This window comes from Enterobacter cloacae complex sp. 677-3DZ2D5B (assembly GCF_004136695.1).
GTDB classification, from domain to species: Bacteria; Pseudomonadota; Gammaproteobacteria; order Enterobacterales; family Enterobacteriaceae; genus Enterobacter; species Enterobacter hormaechei_C.
In genome coordinates this window covers 809534-827922 of record NZ_QFLS01000001.1, presented here as the reverse complement: position 1 = coordinate 827922, position 18389 = coordinate 809534, and the positions used below count along the sequence as shown (strand labels likewise).

Annotated in this window: 16 protein-coding genes; 9 read left to right on the top strand and 7 right to left on the bottom strand. The window is 55.2% G+C overall.

The genetic code is table 11. From position 1 onward, the window contains the following. Positions 1–92: 92 nt before the first annotated feature. Positions 93–512 (bottom strand): translesion error-prone DNA polymerase V autoproteolytic subunit, encoded by a 420-nt coding sequence (locus tag DD597_RS04140; RefSeq protein ID WP_003857514.1) that lies wholly within the window; start codon positions 510–512, stop codon positions 93–95. A 325-nt stretch (positions 513–837) separates the two neighbouring features. On the opposite strand from DD597_RS04140, the gene DD597_RS04135 reads away from it, so the two are divergent. Continuing rightward, positions 838–1038: a hypothetical protein gene (locus DD597_RS04135; protein WP_003857516.1), complete on the top strand. Its 201-nt coding sequence runs from the start codon at positions 838–840 to the stop codon at positions 1036–1038. A gap of 46 nt (positions 1039–1084) precedes the next feature. On the opposite strand, the gene DD597_RS04130 is transcribed toward DD597_RS04135, so the two are convergent. After that, the gene (locus tag DD597_RS04130) at positions 1085–1951 is read right to left on the bottom strand and encodes an aldo/keto reductase family oxidoreductase (protein ID WP_003857518.1); all 867 of its coding nucleotides are present in this window, start codon (positions 1949–1951) and stop codon (positions 1085–1087) included. Positions 1952–2096: 145 nt separating this feature from the next. Here DD597_RS04130 and DD597_RS04125 point away from each other — a divergent pair, with 145 nt between their 5' ends. Then, positions 2097–3758 (top strand): methyl-accepting chemotaxis protein, encoded by a 1662-nt coding sequence (locus DD597_RS04125; protein WP_023314051.1) that lies wholly within the window; start codon positions 2097–2099, stop codon positions 3756–3758. 32 nt (positions 3759–3790) lie between these two features. Here the strand turns inward: DD597_RS04125 and smrA are convergent, their stop codons facing one another. Both smrA and DD597_RS04115 read right to left on the bottom strand, forming a co-directional pair. Next, positions 3791–4354, bottom strand: a complete 564-nt coding sequence (gene smrA, locus DD597_RS04120; protein WP_003857522.1) for a DNA endonuclease SmrA — start codon at positions 4352–4354, stop codon at positions 3791–3793. Positions 4355–4702: 348 nt separating this feature from the next. Beyond that, the gene (locus tag DD597_RS04115) at positions 4703–5608 is read right to left on the bottom strand and encodes a LysR family transcriptional regulator (RefSeq protein ID WP_003857524.1); all 906 of its coding nucleotides are present in this window, start codon (positions 5606–5608) and stop codon (positions 4703–4705) included. 175 nt (positions 5609–5783) lie between these two features. Here DD597_RS04115 and DD597_RS04110 point away from each other — a divergent pair, with 175 nt between their 5' ends. The 6 genes from DD597_RS04110 to uspE all read left to right on the top strand — a co-directional run bounded on the left by DD597_RS04110 (position 5784) and on the right by uspE (position 12659). After that, positions 5784–7094 carry a M20 family metallo-hydrolase gene (locus tag DD597_RS04110; protein WP_003857525.1) on the top strand — a complete coding sequence of 437 codons (1311 nt, stop codon included), beginning with the start codon at positions 5784–5786 and terminating at the stop codon, positions 7092–7094. Next, positions 7094–8539, top strand: a complete 1446-nt coding sequence (locus DD597_RS04105) for a M20 family metallopeptidase (protein WP_023296514.1) — start codon at positions 7094–7096, stop codon at positions 8537–8539. Before DD597_RS04110 ends, DD597_RS04105 begins: the two co-directional genes overlap by 1 nt. A gap of 44 nt (positions 8540–8583) precedes the next feature. Continuing rightward, positions 8584–10110 carry a p-aminobenzoyl-glutamate transporter gene (abgT, locus tag DD597_RS04100; protein ID WP_022651040.1) on the top strand — a complete coding sequence of 509 codons (1527 nt, stop codon included), beginning with the start codon at positions 8584–8586 and terminating at the stop codon, positions 10108–10110. 9 nt (positions 10111–10119) lie between these two features. After that, the gene (gene ogt, locus DD597_RS04095) at positions 10120–10635 is read left to right on the top strand and encodes a methylated-DNA--[protein]-cysteine S-methyltransferase (RefSeq protein ID WP_003857532.1); all 516 of its coding nucleotides are present in this window, start codon (positions 10120–10122) and stop codon (positions 10633–10635) included. Positions 10636–10818: 183 nt separating this feature from the next. Beyond that, positions 10819–11571, top strand: a complete 753-nt coding sequence (fnr, locus tag DD597_RS04090) for a fumarate/nitrate reduction transcriptional regulator Fnr (protein ID WP_000611906.1) — start codon at positions 10819–10821, stop codon at positions 11569–11571. Positions 11572–11708: 137 nt separating this feature from the next. Further along, complete coding sequence (gene uspE / locus DD597_RS04085) at positions 11709–12659, top strand: universal stress protein UspE (RefSeq protein WP_003857535.1); 951 nt, start codon at positions 11709–11711, stop codon at positions 12657–12659. A gap of 38 nt (positions 12660–12697) precedes the next feature. Here uspE and DD597_RS04080 read toward each other — a convergent pair whose 3' ends face one another. The 3 genes from DD597_RS04080 to pntA all read right to left on the bottom strand — a co-directional run bounded on the left by DD597_RS04080 (position 12698) and on the right by pntA (position 16846). After that, the gene (locus tag DD597_RS04080) at positions 12698–13810 is read right to left on the bottom strand and encodes a mechanosensitive ion channel family protein (protein ID WP_045336534.1); all 1113 of its coding nucleotides are present in this window, start codon (positions 13808–13810) and stop codon (positions 12698–12700) included. 107 nt (positions 13811–13917) lie between these two features. Continuing rightward, positions 13918–15306: a Re/Si-specific NAD(P)(+) transhydrogenase subunit beta gene (gene pntB, locus DD597_RS04075; RefSeq protein WP_003857541.1), complete on the bottom strand. Its 1389-nt coding sequence runs from the start codon at positions 15304–15306 to the stop codon at positions 13918–13920. Positions 15307–15316: 10 nt separating this feature from the next. Then, on the bottom strand, positions 15317–16846 hold the full coding sequence (gene pntA / locus DD597_RS04070; protein WP_003857543.1) for a Re/Si-specific NAD(P)(+) transhydrogenase subunit alpha: 1530 nt from the start codon (positions 16844–16846) through the stop codon (positions 15317–15319). 535 nt (positions 16847–17381) lie between these two features. Between pntA and ydgH the strand changes: the two genes are divergently transcribed. Next, on the top strand, positions 17382–18326 hold the full coding sequence (gene ydgH, locus DD597_RS04065) for a DUF1471 family protein YdgH (protein ID WP_000769339.1): 945 nt from the start codon (positions 17382–17384) through the stop codon (positions 18324–18326). Positions 18327–18389: the final 63 nt, after the last annotated feature.

Sequence of the window (18389 nt, the reverse complement as noted above, 5' to 3'; positions counted from 1 at the left end):
TCAGGTTTGCCGACAAGACAGCTCAGGTGACGTAAGATTTTTGCATGATGAGAATTAACTTATTGCCTATTAATTAAGCTTCACAAACACGATCAGCTCGCGGATTTCACGATATACGTCACTACACCAAAGATATCGAGCGTATCGTCGCTGCCGACAATAATCGGTGAATAGGCGCTGTTCATGGGGTTGAGTTGAATATTGGGACGCAGCTGGAGGCGCTTCACGGTAAATTCGCCCTCTACCGCCGCAATCACGATATCGCCATGCTCAGGCTTGCGGGAACTGTCCACCACCAGCAAATCACCGTTATTGATCCCCCCTTCTATCATCGAGTCACCGGCGGCTTTGACAAAGTAAGTGGAGCTGGGATGGGCCACTAATAACTCGTTTAAATCGATACGCCGCTCTACATAATCCGCTGCCGGGCTGGGGAAGCCGCACTGTACTAAGTCGCTGAAAAGTGGAATAGCAACGATTTCACGCAACTCTGCGGGTCTGAAAAAGATCATGATAAACACCTCCATACTGTTTTTATATACAGCAGTTTTAACTGAGGTATCGATCAAGCCATGTCAGCGTAAGCGGCTGGCTACGCCTTAACCGCTTCGCTTATAACCCCCTATAGCAATGAAGATTATTTGTTTTGTAAATTTTTACGCACAGACAAGCGTAACGCGTCATAAAACATCACTACGCAATGACTTTCAAATGACTATAAAAACAAAACAAAGTAACCACAAATCACTCCACATACACTATACGTTGACTTTATATTTAGACTAGCGCATATTTTACAGCACAAATTAACAAGACAATTTTTGGAGGACGTTTTCTATGCCCGCCCGTGATTATCCCGATAAGCGTGTTGCTCGCGGTGTCGCAAAGGAGGCCGAACTCAGGATGTTAAGTGCGCGCATCGATCCTGCGCTGATGGAGTACATCCGCATTACTGCGTATGAAACACGGAAAAGTAAGCAGGAAATCGTGGCAGAAGCGTTAGCGCTTCACCGCCAAAGAAGTCAGATTGGATCATAAACAGCAAAAGCCCGAAAAATCCTCCGGGCTTTTGCTGGTATCGGGATTACCCCACCAGAGAATTTAACGTCTCCAGCGCCTCAGGCGGCAATACCAGATCGGCTGCCGCCAGGTTTTCACGCAGATGCGCCACCGATGAGGTTCCCGGGATCAAGAGGATATTTGGCGAGCGTTGCAGCAGCCATGCCAGCGCCACCTGCATCGGCGTCGCGCCCAGTGAATCCGCCACCGCCTGTAGTCCGGAAGATTGCAGTGGCGTGAAACCACCCAGCGGGAAGAACGGCACCCAGGCAATCCCCTGCTGCGCCAGCGAATCAACCAGCGCATCGTCACCGCGATTCACAACGTTGTACATGTTCTGTACGCACACCACGGAAACCATCTTCTGCGCTTCAGCAACCTGCGAAGCGGTGACGTTGCTCAGCCCAATATGACGAACCAGCCCCTGCTGTTGCAGCTCCGCAAGGGTGCTCAGCGGCGCGGCAATCGAGCCTTCCGCCGGTCCGTGGGCGCTAAACATGATCCGCAGGTTAACCACGTCCAGCACATCCCGCTTCAGGTTACGCAGGTTATCATGCACCGCCTGCGTCAGCTCCTGCGCGGAAAACGCCGGCAGCCAGGAGGCATCCTCGCCGCGTCGGGCTCCGATCTTGGTCACAATCGTAAGGTCGTCCCGGTACGGATGAAGCGCCTCGCAGATAAGCTGGTTGGTCACATGAGGTCCGTAAAAATCGCTGGTATCAATGTGATTCACACCCAACGCCACCGCTTCACGCAGCACTGCCAGCGCCGCATTTTTATCTTTTGGCGGACCAAAAACGCCAGGCCCGGCAAGCTGCATCGCGCCATAGCCAAATCGTTTAACCGTACGCGTTCCGAGCGTGAACGTTCCGCTTTTATCTATGCTGCTCATGCTGACCTTCCTCATAAAAAATGATCCGGATTTACAACAGGTTCCGCAACGAAACCATTAGTTAAGCAATAGTAAAATTAAAGTTTAAATTCGCTACGACGATAGTATTGATGTAACCCTGCCTCTTCTCTTACGGATGACCGCCATGCTGAAAAATCTGCACGTGATTACCGGTATTATCTTTGCCCTCACCATATTCTGTCTGCTGCAAGTTGTCACGGGAGGGTTGTTCTACTCTGCCGTTAACAACGATCGTCACAACTTTCAGAACTCCGGGTTACTCAATGCCCAACAGGAAAGCCTGAGCGACAGCGTTAACACGCTGGTGAAAACGCGCGTTACCGTTACCCGCGTGGCGATCCGCTACCTGAAAAACCAGCGCGATCCGGCCTCTCTCGCGGCGATCAACACGCTGCTGGGCACCGCCAACGGTTCGCTGGCCAAAGCCGAAGACTATTACAAAAACTGGCTGGTTATTCCGCAGGTGAAGGGCCAGAATGCCGCGCTCACCGAAGAGATGCAGAAAGCCTGGAAGCAAATGCACGAGGTGATGCGCTTGTCCATTGAGTATCTGCGCGCAGATAACTATCAGGCCTATGGCGACCTGGACGCCCAGCAGGCGCAGGATGAGATGGAGGCGGTCTATACCCGCTGGCGCGCTGAAAACAACGTTCTGCTGAAAGCCGCCGCCGAAGAGAACCAGAGCAGCTTTACCCAGATGCAGTGGACGCTGGCGGCGATCTTCCTGACCGTGATCGCCGTGCTGGTGGTGATCTGGCAGGGTTTACAGCACCTGCTCCTGAAACCGCTCAACGCCATCATGAACCATATTCGCACCATCGCGAGCGGCGATCTGACGCAAAATGTCGCGATTACCGGGCGCAACGAGATGGGCCAGCTGGCTGCTGGTCTGCACGAGATGCAGCAGTCGCTGGTGAGCACCGTCAGCGCCGTGCGCGGCAGCACAGATTCTATCTACACGGGCGCAGGAGAAATTGCCGCCGGAAGTAACGACCTTTCCGCCCGAACCGAGCAGCAGGCAGCCTCGCTGGAAGAGACCGCCGCCAGCATGGAAGAGCTGACTGCCACGGTGAAACAGAACTCGGATAACGCCCGCCAGGCGACGCTGCTGGCGAAGAATGCGTCTGAAACCGCCGCACGCGGCGGTCAGGTGGTGGATAACGTGGTGCGTACCATGAATGACATTGCCGACAGTTCTCAGCAAATTGCGCATATCACCGGCGTTATCGATAGTATTGCCTTCCAGACCAATATTCTCGCGCTCAACGCGGCGGTTGAAGCCGCCCGTGCCGGGGAACAAGGTCGCGGCTTTGCGGTCGTGGCAGGTGAAGTACGGACGCTGGCCAGCCGCAGCGCGCAGGCGGCAAAAGAGATCAAAGGGCTTATCGAGAACTCTGTCAGCCGGGTGAATACCGGCTCGGAACAGGTGAGCGAGGCGGGTGCGACCATGAAAGAGATCGTCGCGGCCGTGACGCGCGTAACCGATATTATGGCTGAGATTTCCTCGGCGTCTGACGAGCAGAGCCGCGGTATAGAGCAGGTCAGCCTGGCAGTCTCGCAGATGGACAGCGTCACGCAGCAAAACGCCGCGCTGGTACAGGAGTCGGCAACGGCGGCGGCGGCGCTGGAAGATCAGTCTGAACAGCTGCGTCAGGCCGTGGCGGCATTCCGGCTGAACGCTCAGGCATCGCCGGCGGCTCGCCCTAAAAACGTGAAAACGCCCGTACTGCTGCGCCCGTCAGCGGCAGGCGCGAATACAGCTGACGCGAACTGGGAAACCTTCTGAGTGACAGGCGGGCATATCGCCCGCCTTCATGATTAGCGGCTGCGCTTGGCGTGGCGTTCCCAGTTATCTCGCTTCGCATCCTCTGACTTACGCAACGAGACATAGCATGCTCCGCTGCCGCCGTGATGCGGCTGCGCTTCGCAAAAGGCCTGTACTTCGTCGAACTCGGTCAGCCAGCGCGCAAGATAGCTGCGCACTACGTTAGGGTGCGACTGCTGTTCACGCCCTTTACCATGCACGATGATCAGGTTGCGTAGCCCGTCACGTCCGGCCTGGCGAATAAAGGAATAGACCAGCTGGCGGCATTGCTCCGCAGGCTGGCGTAACAGCGTTAAGCTGGCCTGACGGGAATATTTGCCGGAACGCAGCTTATCAAATACCCCCTGCTGTACCCCTTCACGCTGGAACATCAGCGGCTCGTCAAGGGGCAACAGTTCCAGAAACCCCAGCGTCAGAAAGTTATCGAGCTGCTCAGTATCTATTTCCTGACGCGCCCGCGTGTTGCGGCTCTGCTGCCAGTGAATATCCGCGCAGCGTTTGAGCGGCTGGACATCCTCCATGGCGTCAAGAAAAAGTGATTTGTCGTCAGGGTTCATGGAAATCCTCCGGCTACATCTGAGTGATGTACTATACCTGCGCCCGTTGCGGGTCTCAATCACCCGGGCACGGGTACAAATAATGGCTTAAGGAACAGATAATCGCAGACGCAATAAATTTAATCTAACCTTAACTTAAATTTCAGCCGTAATTAATTAAATAAATACGTTAAAAAATCGTGAAATCAATCACTCAACGTCCTTCTCTTTTAAGAAAAAGCTGTTATAACTTAATAAACCTGCCCAATGGATAATGCATGTAGGATCCGCGAAAGGATGCACGACTGTGTGTTCTGTGGAGTCTGTCTGATGTCGGGCAGACTCTATTTTTTATTGTTGTTATTTTTATTAAATTAATTTCCTGGCCTCTCTTCGAAACTGCGTGATTAATGATTCGGCAAGCGGTGTCTGGCGAGAATCACGACGCTGAATTAAATAATATGCCGCTTTAGGCAGGGTTTCGACAACCGGCAGCATTATCAGACGGTGCGCCAGAAGCGGATCGCAGCCCAACTCCTGCGGTAAAATGCTGATGAAATCGCTTTGTGCGACGAGGCTAATACAGGAGGAAAAGGTCTCACAGACAACGCCAATTCGCGGTATTTGAGAGCGGTGATTAAAAGTATCCTGCAACTGCTTATAATAACTTCCCCGGGGCGTAGGCATTGTCCAGTTATATTGCAGAAGCTCATTAATTGAGGTCGCCCCTGTCGCCGGATGTCCTGCCCGACAAAATACGGCAAAAGGCTTTTCGAACAGCTTTTCAAACGTAAATTCGTGATCGTACGGCCCCTGATAATAGGTATTGATGGTAAAGTCCAGCTCACCCTGACGTAATTCATTAATCATCGACACCAGCTGGCCTTCCATAATCCGGACGTTGACCTGAGGATGCTGCGCATGAAAACGCGTAATGACGGCTGGCATCAGGCTGCGTGAAATGCTGGCTCCCATCCCAATATTGATCTGTCCGGCAAGCTCGCCCTGTCGCTGGCGGATGTCATCCTGCGCCGCGCGCAGCTCTTCCAGAATCAAATTAGCGCGGTGATAAAACCCTTCCCCGCACTCGGTCAGCGCGACGCCTTTACTCCGGCGCACAAATAGCTGGGCCGCCATACCCTCCTCCAGCTCTTTAATGGATTTGGTCAGCGCGGGCTGCGAAAGATTAAGCGTCCGGCTGGCGCCGCGAATGCTGCCCTGACGCGCCACCTCGACAAACGCCCTGATTTGATGAAATTTAATCTGAAATGACATAACGAGACCGATAACCGTTGTTTATCAGAGTAAAGAAACTGTCATCTACTTTAATGGAAACGGATGTGCGAGGGTAATTCCTGAACGGTTAAAACTGTGAAAAAACGATTAGTGATAAGTAAAAACTATCACAGCGTGAAGCAGTTCACATATTTTAATGATGACAGGAAAAGATATGAACGCACTGGCGCAGTACATCCAGACATTAGCCCCACAACTGAGCGCATGGCGTCGCGATTTCCACCATTTCGCGGAATCCGGTTGGGTGGAGTTTCGCACCGCGGCAAAAGTGGCGGAGATCCTCGCCTCACTGGGTTACGAGCTGGCGATGGGTCGCGACGTGGTCGACGCCGAAAGCCGTATGGGACTGCCCGATGACGCCACCCTTTCGCGAGAGTTTGCCCGCGCCCGGGCGCAGGGCGCGCCGGAGAAATGGCTGGCGCCGTTTGAGGGCGGGTTCACCGGCATTGTCGCGACCCTGAATACCGGCCGCCCGGGCCCAACCCTGGCGTTTCGCGTGGACATGGACGCCCTTGATTTAAGCGAAGCGCTCGACGACAGCCATCGCCCGTTCCGCGACGGGTTTGCCTCCTGCAATCCGGGAATGATGCACGCCTGTGGCCACGACGGGCATACCACCATTGGTCTGGGGCTCGCGCAGGTGCTTAAGCAGCATGAAGCGCAGCTCAACGGCACCATCAAACTGATCTTCCAGCCTGCCGAAGAGGGCACGCGCGGCGCGCGCGCTATGGTCGCCGCAGGCGCGCTGGACGGCGTAGACTACTTTACCGCCATTCATATCGGAACCGGCGTTCCGGAAGGGACAGTGATCTGCGGCAGCGATAACTTCATGGCAACCACCAAATTTGACGTGCGCTTTACCGGAGTCGCCGCACACGCTGGCGGTAAACCGGAAGAGGGCCGTAACGCCCTGCTTGCTGCTGCCCAGGCCGCTATCGCGCTGCATGGCATCGCGCCACACAGCGAAGGCGCGTCCCGGGTTAACGTCGGGGTCATGCAGGCGGGCAGCGGACGCAACGTGGTTCCGGCTGATGCGTTACTTAAGGTTGAAACCCGCGGCGAAAGCGAGGCCATTAATCAGTATGTCTTTGAGCGAGCGCAGGCGGTAATTACCGGCGCGGCGGCGCTCTATGGCGTAACAGCCGGGATAAACCTGATGGGGGCGGCGACCTCCAGCGTCCCTTCCCCGGCCTGGGTCGATTATCTGCGCGAGCAGGCAAGCCAGGTGCCCGGTGTGACTCATGCCATTAATAAGGTCAAAGCGCCTGCGGGCTCCGAAGACGCCACGCTAATGATGGCCCGCGTGCAGCAGAACGGCGGCATGGCCTCGTATATGGTTTTCGGCACCCAGCTGAGCGCCGGACATCACAACGAAAAATTCGATTTTGATGAGCAGGTGATGAACGTTGCCATCGAAACGCTGGCGCGAACTGCGCTTAATTTTCCGTGGACGCGAGGTGTGTAATGCAGGAGAACTACGCTTTTATCGCTGATGCCATCGACACGCGATGTCAGACGTTTACCGATATTGCCGACGACATCTGGGATCACCCCGAAACGCGCTTTGAAGAGTTCTGGTCCGCCGAACGCCTCGCCAGCGCGCTGGAAGCCGAGGGCTTTACCCTGACGCGGGAAGCCGGAGGCATTCCCAACGCCTTTATTGCCAGCTACGGCAGCGGCAAGCCCGTTATCGCCCTTCTGGGCGAATACGATGCCCTGGCCGGGCTAAGCCAGCAGGCACACTGCGCGACGGCGCAATCCGCCACCCCGGGGGCGAACGGCCACGGCTGCGGGCATAACCTCTTAGGCACGGCTGCCTTTGCCGGGGCGGTGGCGGTGAAAAGCTGGCTGGAACAGCACGGCGGCAGCGGAACGGTGCGTTTTTACGGCTGTCCCGGCGAGGAAGGCGGCTCCGGTAAAACCTTTATGGTGCGTGAAGGATTATTTGACGACGTGGACGCTGCCGTGACATGGCACCCGGAAGCCTTTGCCGGGATGTTTAACGTCAGCACGCTGGCCAATATTCAGGCCGCCTGGCGGTTTAAGGGGATCGCCGCCCATGCCGCTAACTCCCCACATCTGGGACGCAGCGCGCTGGATGCCGTGACGTTGATGACCACCGGCACAAACTTCCTCAACGAACACATCATTGAAAAAGCGCGCGTTCATTACGCCATCACCGATACCGGCGGAATTTCGCCTAACGTGGTGCAGGCCCAGGCCGAGGTGCTGTACCTGATCCGCGCCCCGGAGATGGCCGATGCGCAGCAGATCTACGCGCGCATCGAGAAAATCGCCCAGGGCGCGGCGATGATGACCGAAACCACCGTCGAGTGCCGCTTTGATAAAGCCTGCTCCAGCTATCTGCCGAACCGAACGCTCGAAGCGGCGATGTACCGCGCATTACAGCATTACGGCACGCCGGCCTGGACGGAAGAGGAACGCGAATTTGCCCGTGAAATCCGCGCTACGCTCACGGCAAACGACCTGCAAAACAGCCTGAAAAACATTGCCGCTACGGGGGCCGAAGAGGGAAAAGCGTTTGCCCGACGCCATCAGGAGACGTTGCTGGTGGATGAAGTTGCCCCTTACGCCATCACCGATAACGTGCTGGCAGGCTCCACCGATGTGGGAGATGTCAGCTGGAAGATGCCTGTCGCACAGTGCTTTAGCCCCTGTTTTACCGTGGGCACCCCGCTGCATACCTGGCAATTAGTGGCGCAGGGGCGTACCTCTATTGCCCATAAAGGCATGTTGCTGGCCGGAAAAGTGATGGGCGCGACCGCGCTGCATCTGCTTCAGGATGCCGACCTGTTGCGAAAATGCCGGGAAGAGTTCGAACAACACATAACAGAAAAACCGTACGAGTGTCCGATCCCGCAGGGCGTGACACCGTCACCTTTAAAATAAAAAAACACAACACAACAACACAACAACAGTCCCGAGGAACGCCCATGAGTATGTCTTCCATACCTTCGCATTCCCCATCCGGTAAGCTCTATGGCTGGGTTGAAAGGATCGGCAATAAAGTGCCGCACCCTTTCCTGCTTTTTATCTATTTAATTGTCATCCTGATGGTCGCGACGGCCGTGCTGTCCGCCTTTGAGGTGAGCGTGCGCAGCCCGGCCGACGGCAGCATGGTGGCAGTGAAAAACCTGCTCAGCGTTGAAGGGTTGCACTGGTTTTTGCCGAACGTGATTAAAAACTTCAGCGGTTTTGCGCCGCTGGGCGCCATCCTGGCGCTGGTGTTAGGCGCGGGACTGGCCGAGCGCGTGGGTCTCCTGCCCGCGCTGATGGTCAAAATGGCCTCGCACGTCAGCGCGCGTTATGCCAGCTATATGGTGCTGTTTATTGCCTTCTTCAGCCATATCTCGTCCGACGCGGCACTGGTGATCATGCCGCCGATGGGGGCGCTGATTTTCCTCGCCGTTGGTCGTCATCCTGTTGCGGGCCTGCTGTCGGCGATTGCGGGCGTCGGCTGTGGGTTTACCGCTAACCTGCTTATCGTGACCACCGATGTGCTGCTCTCCGGCATCAGCACAGAGGCAGCCAGCACCATCGATGCGACCATGCACGTCAGCGTGATCGACAACTGGTACTTTATGGCCAGTTCAGTGATTGTCCTGACGATTGTCGGGGGTCTGATTACCGATAAAATCATTGAGCCGCGCCTGGGTAAATGGGAAGGCCGGAGCGATGAAAAGCTGGAGACGCTGAGCAAAGAGCAGCAGTTCGGCCTGCGCGTAGCCGGGATCGTCTCGCTGGCGTTCATTGCGGTGGTGGCGCTGATGGTGGTACCGGAAAATGGCGTGCTGCGCGATCCGATCAAACACACCGTACTGCCCTCGCCGTTTATTCAGGGCATTGTGCCGCTGATAATTCTCTTCTTCTTCGTCGTTTCGCTCGCGTACGGCATCGCCACCGGCAAAATCCGCCGTCAGGGAGATCTGCCGCACCTGATGATCGAGCCGATGAAGGAGATGGCGGGTTTTATCGTGATGGTGTTCCCGCTGGCGCAGTTTGTCGCCATGTTTAACTGGAGCAACATGGGCAAGTTTATGGCCGTGAGCCTGACGGACGCGCTGGAGGCGGCGGGGTTGAGCGGTGTTCCGGCGTTTGTCGGCCTGGCGCTGCTGTCGTCCCTGCTGTGCATGTTTATTGCCAGCGGGTCGGCCATCTGGTCGATTCTGGCGCCCATCTTTGTCCCCATGTTTATGATGCTCGGCTTCCATCCGGCGTTCGCCCAGATCCTGTTCCGTGTCGCCGATTCCTCGGTGATCCCGCTGGCGCCCGTGTCACCCTTCGTTCCGCTGTTTTTAGGCTTCCTGCAACGCTACAGACCGGAGGCTAAGCTGGGTACCTACTATTCGCTGGTTCTGCCCTATCCGCTTATCTTCTTAGGGGTATGGCTGGTGATGCTGGTGGCGTGGTATCTTGTCGGCCTGCCGATTGGACCGGGTGTTTACCCGAGGCTGAACTAAGGAGTACTGATGCTGAGATTACTCGAAGATAAGATTGCGACGCCGCTGGGGCCGCTGTGGGTTATCGCGGATGAAGCGTTCAATCTGCGCGCGGTTGAATGGGAAGAGCACAGCGACCGGATGGTTGAGCTGCTCAACATCCATTATCGCGCCGAGGGATACGAGCGTGTTACTGCCCGTAATCCTGGCGGGCTGAGCGATAAACTGACGGCCTACTTCGAGGGCGATCTCAGCATTATTAATACCCTGCCAACCGCCACGGCGGGCACCCCTTTCCAGCGCGAGGTGTGGCAGGCGCTGCGTAATATTCCCTGCGGGCAGGTGATGCACTACGGTCAGCTGGCAGAACAGCTTGGTCGTGCCGGCGCGGCGCGCGCGGTCGGTGCGGCAAATGGCTCTAACCCCGTCAGCATTGTGGTGCCTTGCCATCGCGTGATTGGGCGCAACGGCACCCTCACCGGCTATGCCGGGGGCGTACAGCGCAAAGAGTGGCTGCTGCGTCACGAAGGGTATTTTCTGCTGTAATTCCCAGGCTTTTTGTGCTTAATTTTCTTCCTGTTAGGTTCATAATCCTTAATCATTCTGTGGAATTTCAAGGAGATGGCAACACGCTGCCGTCTCTTGTCTTTATTGGGGGTTTGCCAGACTTACGTCCTTACCAAAAAGATGTTAAAATTGACCAATATCAATTAAGGCTTGAGCAAACCTATGATCCCGGAAAAGCGAATTATACGACGCATTCAGTCTGGCGGTTGTGCTATCCATTGCCAGGATTGCAGCATCAGCCAGCTCTGTATCCCGTTTACTCTGAATGAGCACGAACTCGATCAGCTTGACAATATCATCGAGCGCAAAAAGCCTATTCAGAAAGGGCAGACGCTGTTTAAGGCGGGAGACGAACTGAAGTCGCTCTATGCTATCCGTTCTGGCACCATCAAAAGCTACACCATTACCGAACAGGGCGACGAGCAGATCACCGGCTTCCATCTGGCAGGCGATTTAGTCGGCTTTGACGCCATCGGCAGTGGCCATCACCCGAGCTTTGCTCAGGCGCTGGAAACCTCTATGGTCTGCGAAATTCCGTTTGAGACGCTGGACGATCTGTCCGGTAAGATGCCGAACCTGCGTCAGCAGATGATGCGTCTGATGAGCGGTGAGATCAAAGGCGATCAGGATATGATCCTGCTGCTTTCTAAGAAGAATGCCGAAGAGCGTCTGGCCGCCTTTATCTATAACCTCTCCCGCCGTTTCGCGGAACGTGGCTTCTCCCCGCGTGAATTCCGTCTGACCATGACGCGCGGTGATATTGGTAACTATCTGGGCCTGACCGTGGAAACCATCAGCCGTCTGCTGGGTCGCTTCCAGAAGAGCGGAATGCTGGCGGTTAAAGGTAAGTATATCACCATCGAAAACGGTGAAGCTCTGGCCATTCTGGCGGGTCACTCACGTAACGTGGCATAACTCTCCCGGATATCTTATGCCAGGTCGATAAATTTTCATGATTATTGATCTGGCAAAAACTTCCCCCCTGTTTCATTCAAGATATATAGGTTACTCTTTTACTTACAGACTGTGGTGACAGTAGTAAGGAGACCTGTATGGCAAAGTATCAAAACATGCTGGTGGCTATCGATCCTAATCAGGACGATCAGCCGGCATTACGACGTGCTGTGTATTTACATCAACGGATTGGTGGCAAAATTAAAGCCTTTTTGCCGATTTATGACTTCTCATACGAGATGACCACCCTTCTGTCGCCTGACGAGCGCACCGCTATGCGTCAGGGAGTGATCAGCCAGCGTACCGCGTGGATCCGCGAGCAGGCGAAGTATTACCTGGAAGCGGGCGTACCGATTGATATCAAAGTGGTCTGGCACAACCGACCTTTCGAAGCCATTATTCAGGAAGTGGTGGCCGGTGGGCATGACCTGCTGCTGAAAATGGCGCACCAGCATGACAAACTGGAATCCGTGATTTTCACTCCAACAGACTGGCACCTGCTGCGCAAATGCCCTTGTCCGGTATGGATGGTGAAAGATCAGCCGTGGCCTGAGGGCGGGAAAGCCGTCGTGGCGGTCAATCTGGCCAGCGAAGAGGATTATCACAATTCGCTGAACGAGAAACTGGTGAAGGAGACGCTTCAGCTTGCCGACCAGGTTAACCATACTGAAGTCCATCTGGTGGGCGCCTATCCGGTTACGCCAATCAATATCGCCATCGAGCTGCCTGAATTTGACCCGAGCGTGTATAACGACGCGATTCGCGGTCAGCATCTGCTGGCCATGAAAGCGCTGCGCCAGAAATTCAGTATCGATGAGAACATGACCCACGTAGAAAAAGGGTTACCGGAAGAGGTTATTCCGGATCTGGCGGAGCATTTGCAGGCCGGGATTGTGGTGCTGGGCACCATCGGCCGGACCGGTATTTCTGCCGCGTTCCTGGGAAATACCGCCGAGCAGGTGATCGACCATCTGCGCTGCGACCTTCTGGTCATCAAACCGGATCAATATCAGACGCCGGTTGAGCTGGACGATGAGGAAGACGATTGACCCCAAAATGAAAGCCCGCCGGTAACGGCGGGCTTTTTTTATTGCGCTTCGCTCAACCGTTGCGTCGGTGCCTCGTCGCCGGCATTCATCCAGGGCGCGTGCAGAACCATGCTCGGTAGCGCCAGCTTGATCTCCTGCTGGTTCAGCCCCTCCAGGATACGAATATTGATCTCCTGCTGAATATCCATGTACTTGTTGTAATCCGCCGTATTAACAATATGAACCACCTCGAAGGTCAGGCGATCGCGATCGAAGCCCAGGAAATGGGCGCGGTCAAACTTCGTTTCCCCGACGTCGGTAATGATCTGTTTGACCATCTCACCCACTGAACGCAGTTTTTCCGGCGCCGTGTCGCTGGCGACCCCGAAGGTAAAAACAATCCGCCGCGTTTGCATCCGCTTGTAGTTATGCAGCGTCTGTTGCAGCAGGATGGCGTTCCCGCAGACAATCTGCTCCCCGCTCAGGCTGCGGATACGGGTGGTTTTCAGACCAATGTGCTCTACCGTCCCGGCGACATCGTTAAACACCACAAAATCGCCAATTTCGAACGGCTTATCAAAACCGATGGAGAGCGATGCAAACACGTCGCTCAGGATCGTTTGCACCGCGAGGGCGATAGCAATACCCCCTACCCCAAGGCTGGCAACCAGAGCAGTGATGTTGACGCCCGCGTTAGCAAGAATAGACAGCAGCATCACTGACCAGACAATGGCACGGAGGATAAGCCCCGTGATCACCAGCGTCACCGGGTTTTTATGGCTTCCCGGCGCCAGCATGACGTGACGAAGCCACGACACCACCCCCTGATCCATCCACAGCGCCACCTGGATAGCGAAGACCAGGAACCAGGCGTGGCTCACGGTACCAAAGAGATGATCCGGTAAGTCGACGAAACGCAGGCTGAACAACAGCGCCACGACAAAAAGCAGGACGCGGCTGGTGCGGTTAAGCATATCCGTCAGGATAAAGCGCATCCGGTTGGTGCTGGGGTGCTTGTCGCCCCAGGTGGTGATCCCTTTCTTAACGAAGGCGATCAGGCGCGTCAGCAGCCAGTACACCAGCAGAGTCACAAAGACCACCGTGGCGACGCCGATCCAGAAAGACGGCGTCATCATCAGCTCGATGATGTCGAAGCGGGACAAAAATCGCATTACACCTCCTCGTATTACACAAAGGGTAAAGTATAGACAGAGGAGAAAAGCTGGCCGCAGAAATAAGAAAACCGCCCCAGGGGGCGGTTTGTCAGGATGAAGCGAAATTACAGCGCTTTCAGGATCGCATCCACGCTGGCCTTGGCGTCGCCAAACAGCATGTGGGTGTTATCTTTAAAGAACAGCGGGTTCTGCACGCCAGCATAGCCGGTGTTCATAGAGCGTTTGAAGACAATAACGTTCTGCGCCTTCCACACTTCGAGAACAGGCATACCCGCAATCGGACTACGCGGATCGTCCTGCGCCGCCGGGTTAACGGTGTCGTTGGCGCCAATCACCAGCACGGTGTCGGTGTCGGCGAAATCATCGTTGATCTCGTCCATTTCCAGCACGATGTCGTAAGGCACCTTCGCTTCCGCCAGCAGCACGTTCATGTGGCCTGGCAGACGCCCCGCCACCGGGTGAATACCAAAGCGAACCTTGATACCGCGCGCGCGGAGTTTCTCGGTGATTTCCGCCACCGGATACTGCGCCTGCGCCACCGCCATGCCATAGCCCGGGGTGATGATGACGGAATGCGAGTTTTTCAGCATCTCTGCGGTGTCTTCCGCGCTGATTTCACGGTGTTCACCCACTTCCTCATCAGAACCGGTAGATGAACCGTCAGAACCGAAGCCACCCGCGATGACGCTGATAAACGAACGGTTCATCGCCTTACACATGATGTAAGACAGGATCGCACCGGAAGAACCGACCAGCGCACCGGTGACAATCAGCAGGTCGTTGCTCAGCATAAAGCCTGCCGCCGCCGCCGCCCAACCGGAGTAGGAGTTCAGCATGGAAACGACTACCGGCATATCTGCTCCGCCGATAGACGCCACCAGATGCCAGCCGAACGCCAGCGCGATGATGGTCATCACCAGTAACGCCAGCACCTGCAAGCCTACGCTTTCGGTACGCACGAAGACCACCAGCAGCACAAAGGAAACGACCAGCGCCGCCAGATTCAGCTTGTGGCGGTTAGGCAGCATCAGCGGTTTGGAAGAGATCTTCCCGCGCAGCTTGCCGAACGCCACAATCGACCCGGTGAAGGTCACCGCACCGATGAAGATGCCGAGGAACACTTCGGTCAGATGGATGTTCACCAGAATCGGCTCCAGGCCCGGTTCGTGGTACAGGTAGCTGTTGAAGCCCACCAGCACCGCCGCCAGACCCACGAAGCTGTGCAGAATAGCAACCAGCTCCGGCATCTCGGTCATTTCAACGCGTTTCGCCAGACGAATACCAATCGCGCCGCCGATGATCATCGCCACCAGGATCCACGCCACGTTGCCGGTGTCCGGCCCAAAGATGGTGGCAATCAGCGCAATCGCCATACCGGCGATACCGAAGTTATTTCCCTGCTGAGACGTTTCGTGTTTGGAAAGCCCCGCCAGACTGAAAATAAACAGGATTGCAGCAACAATGTATGCGGCTGTAACTAATCCTCCAGACATATGCTACCCCTTAGCCTTTACGAAACATTTTCAGCATGCGCTGAGTCACGGTGAAACCACCGAAAATATTGATACTGGCGATCAGCACCGCAATGAAGCTCAGGAAGCTGATCCAGCCGCCATGACCAATTTGCAGCAATGCCCCGACCACGATAATCCCGGAGATGGCATTGGTGACCGACATCAGCGGGGTATGCAGCGCATGGGAAACGTTCCACACGACGTAGTAACCCACCACGCAGGAGAGCGCGAAGACGGTGAAGTGGCCAAGGAACTCTTTTGGCGCGACGTCCGCCAGCCAGCCAAACAGGATTATGACCAGCGCCATGATGGCGTATTTGCGCCACGGCGACGCAGGTTTTGCTGGCTCCGCGGGCTCTGGTGCCGCTTTCGGCGCAGCCTGAGGTTGAGCGGAAACCTGAATCGGCGGTGCAGGCCAGGTGATTTCCCCTTCACGCACCACGGTAACGCCACGCACCACCACATCATCAAAATCAACGGTAATGTTGCCGTCTTTCTCTTTGCAGAGCAGCTTCAGCAGGTTAACGAGGTTCGTGCCGTACAGCTGAGAGGACTGGGTTGGCAGACGCCCTGGCAGGTCGGTATAACCGATCACCTTCACGCCGTTCGCGGTCGTCGTGACCTGATTTGGCACGGTATACTCACAGTTACCGCCGTTTTGCGCCGCCAGATCGACTATAACGCTGCCCGGCTGCATGGAATCCACCATCTCACGGGTGATCAGCTTCGGCGCCGGTTTACCCGGAATAAGCGCGGTGGTGACAATGATGTCTACCTCTTTTGCCTGCGCCGCAAAGAGCGCCATTTCCGCCTTGATAAAGGCTTCAGACATGACCTTCGCGTAACCATCACCGCTGCCCGCTTCTTCCTTGAAGTCCAGCTCAAGGAATTCGGCGCCCATACTCTGCACCTGCTCCTTCACTTCCGGCCGGGTATCAAACGCGCGAACAATAGCGCCCAGGCTGTTTGCGGCCCCGATAGCGGCAAGACCTGCCACACCGGCACCAATCACCATCACCTTCGCGGGTGGTACTTTACCTGCCGCCGTAATCTGACCGGTAAAGAAGCGACCAAACTCATGCGCAGCTTCGACAATGGCGCGATAGCCGGCAATGTTCGCCATGGAGCTCAGCGCATCCAGAGACTGCGCGCGCGAAATACGCGGCACGGAGTCCATCGCCATCACGGTGACACCGCGTGCCGCCAGCTTCTCCATCAACTCCGGGTTTTGGGCTGGCCAGACAAAGCTCACCAGCGTAGTGCCCGCGTTCAGCAGTTCAATTTCACTCTCTTCCGGTGCGTTTACCTTCAGAATGATGGGTGATTGCCAGACCTCAGCACCGTCCACGACGTCCGCGCCAGCCTGAGTAAAGGCCTCGTCATCGAAACTCGCCAGTGTGCCCGCGCCGCTTTCAATCGCGACGGTAAAACCCAGTTTAAGCAGTTGCTCCACCGTTTTTGGTGTTGCCGCTACGCGGGTTTCATTGGCTAACCGTTCTTTTGGTACCCCAATACGCATAGTTTTCCCTTCCATCGGTTTTTGATGATGGTTTGTCGATAATTGCCCGCGGTTTGTATCAATTTTCACCATCGAGATAACGACGGAGAATGATTAACCCCGGAAAATAAAACAGTAACAAACTTTCTATAACCTACTGAAAATAGCGCCTGTGATCTACAGCCAGAAAACACTATTTCTTACTTTATCTGTGAAAAATAAGCGATCGGGGTTACTGACAGAGATATTTACCTTAAATTCGCCTTCAGGACCGATAAATCGCGCAAGCGAAGCGGTAAAAACATGATATAGCGCCATAATAGAACAACTCATTAACATTAAATTAACTTGTAAAAGTCATATGCTTAATCAGTTTTTCTTGTGAAACGCCTGTTTTTTCCACATATCACAAAATGTTATCGAATCAGGTCCTTTGGTGAGCACAGGCTGTGAAAAATGCCGCAGACAGCGATGGGTGTTAAATGCCATAATCGGGACCGTCTCAAATTAACAACAACACCAGTACATGGTTTGCGCAAGGCGAAGGATTATTTTTATGAAGCTTAAGAACACACTCCTGGCGTCCGCACTTCTTTCCGCGACCGCCCTGTCTGCGAATGCCGCGACAGAGTTGACGCCGGAGCAAGCGGCAGCGTTAAAACCTTTTGACCATACGGTCATTGTGGGTCGCTATAACTCTATTGGCGATGCCGTCGCCGCCGCATCAAAAGCCGCCGATAAAAACGGCGCTGCCTCGTTTTACGTTGTTGACCAGTCCGATCAAGGCAACAGCGGCAACCAGCGCGTGACGATTGCGCTGTACAAAGAGAATGCCCCAAAAGCAGATGAACAGAAAAACCGCGTGATTAACGGCATTGTTGAACTGCCGAAAGATCAGGCTGTTCAGCTGGAACCGTATGACACCGTGACCGTTCAGGGCTTCTACCGCAGCCAGCCTGAAGTTAACGATGCCATCACCAAAGCCGCGAGAGAAAAAGGCGCTTACGCGTTTTATATCGTGCGTCAGGTTGATGCCAACCAGGGCGGAAACCAGCGCATCACCGCTTTCATCTATAAGCAAGATGCGAAAAAACGCGTAGTGCAAAGCCCGGATGCCATTCCAGCGGATTCAGATGCGGGACGTGCCGCGTTAGCGAAAGGCGGTGAAGAAGCGAAGAAAGTGGAAATTCCGGGCGTAGCAACGTCTGCGGCACCAAGCGCTGAAGTGGGCCGTTTCTTTGAAACCCAATCCACCAAAGGCGGTCGTTATACCGTTACGTTACCAGACGGCACGAAAATTGAAGAGCTGAACAAAGCCACTGCCGCGCAGATGGTGCCGTTCGACAGCATCAAGTTTACGGGCAACTATGGCAACATGACGGAAATCTCCTATCAGGTGGCGAAGCGTGCTGCGAAGAAAGGCGCGAAGTATTACCACATCACCCGTCAGTGGCAGGAACGTGGTAACAACCTGACCATCAGCGCCGATCTGTACAAGTAACAAAACGGTTTCATAAAGGCGGCGCAGTGCCGCCTTTTTTGTTACTTTTTTTCTGATTTCTGC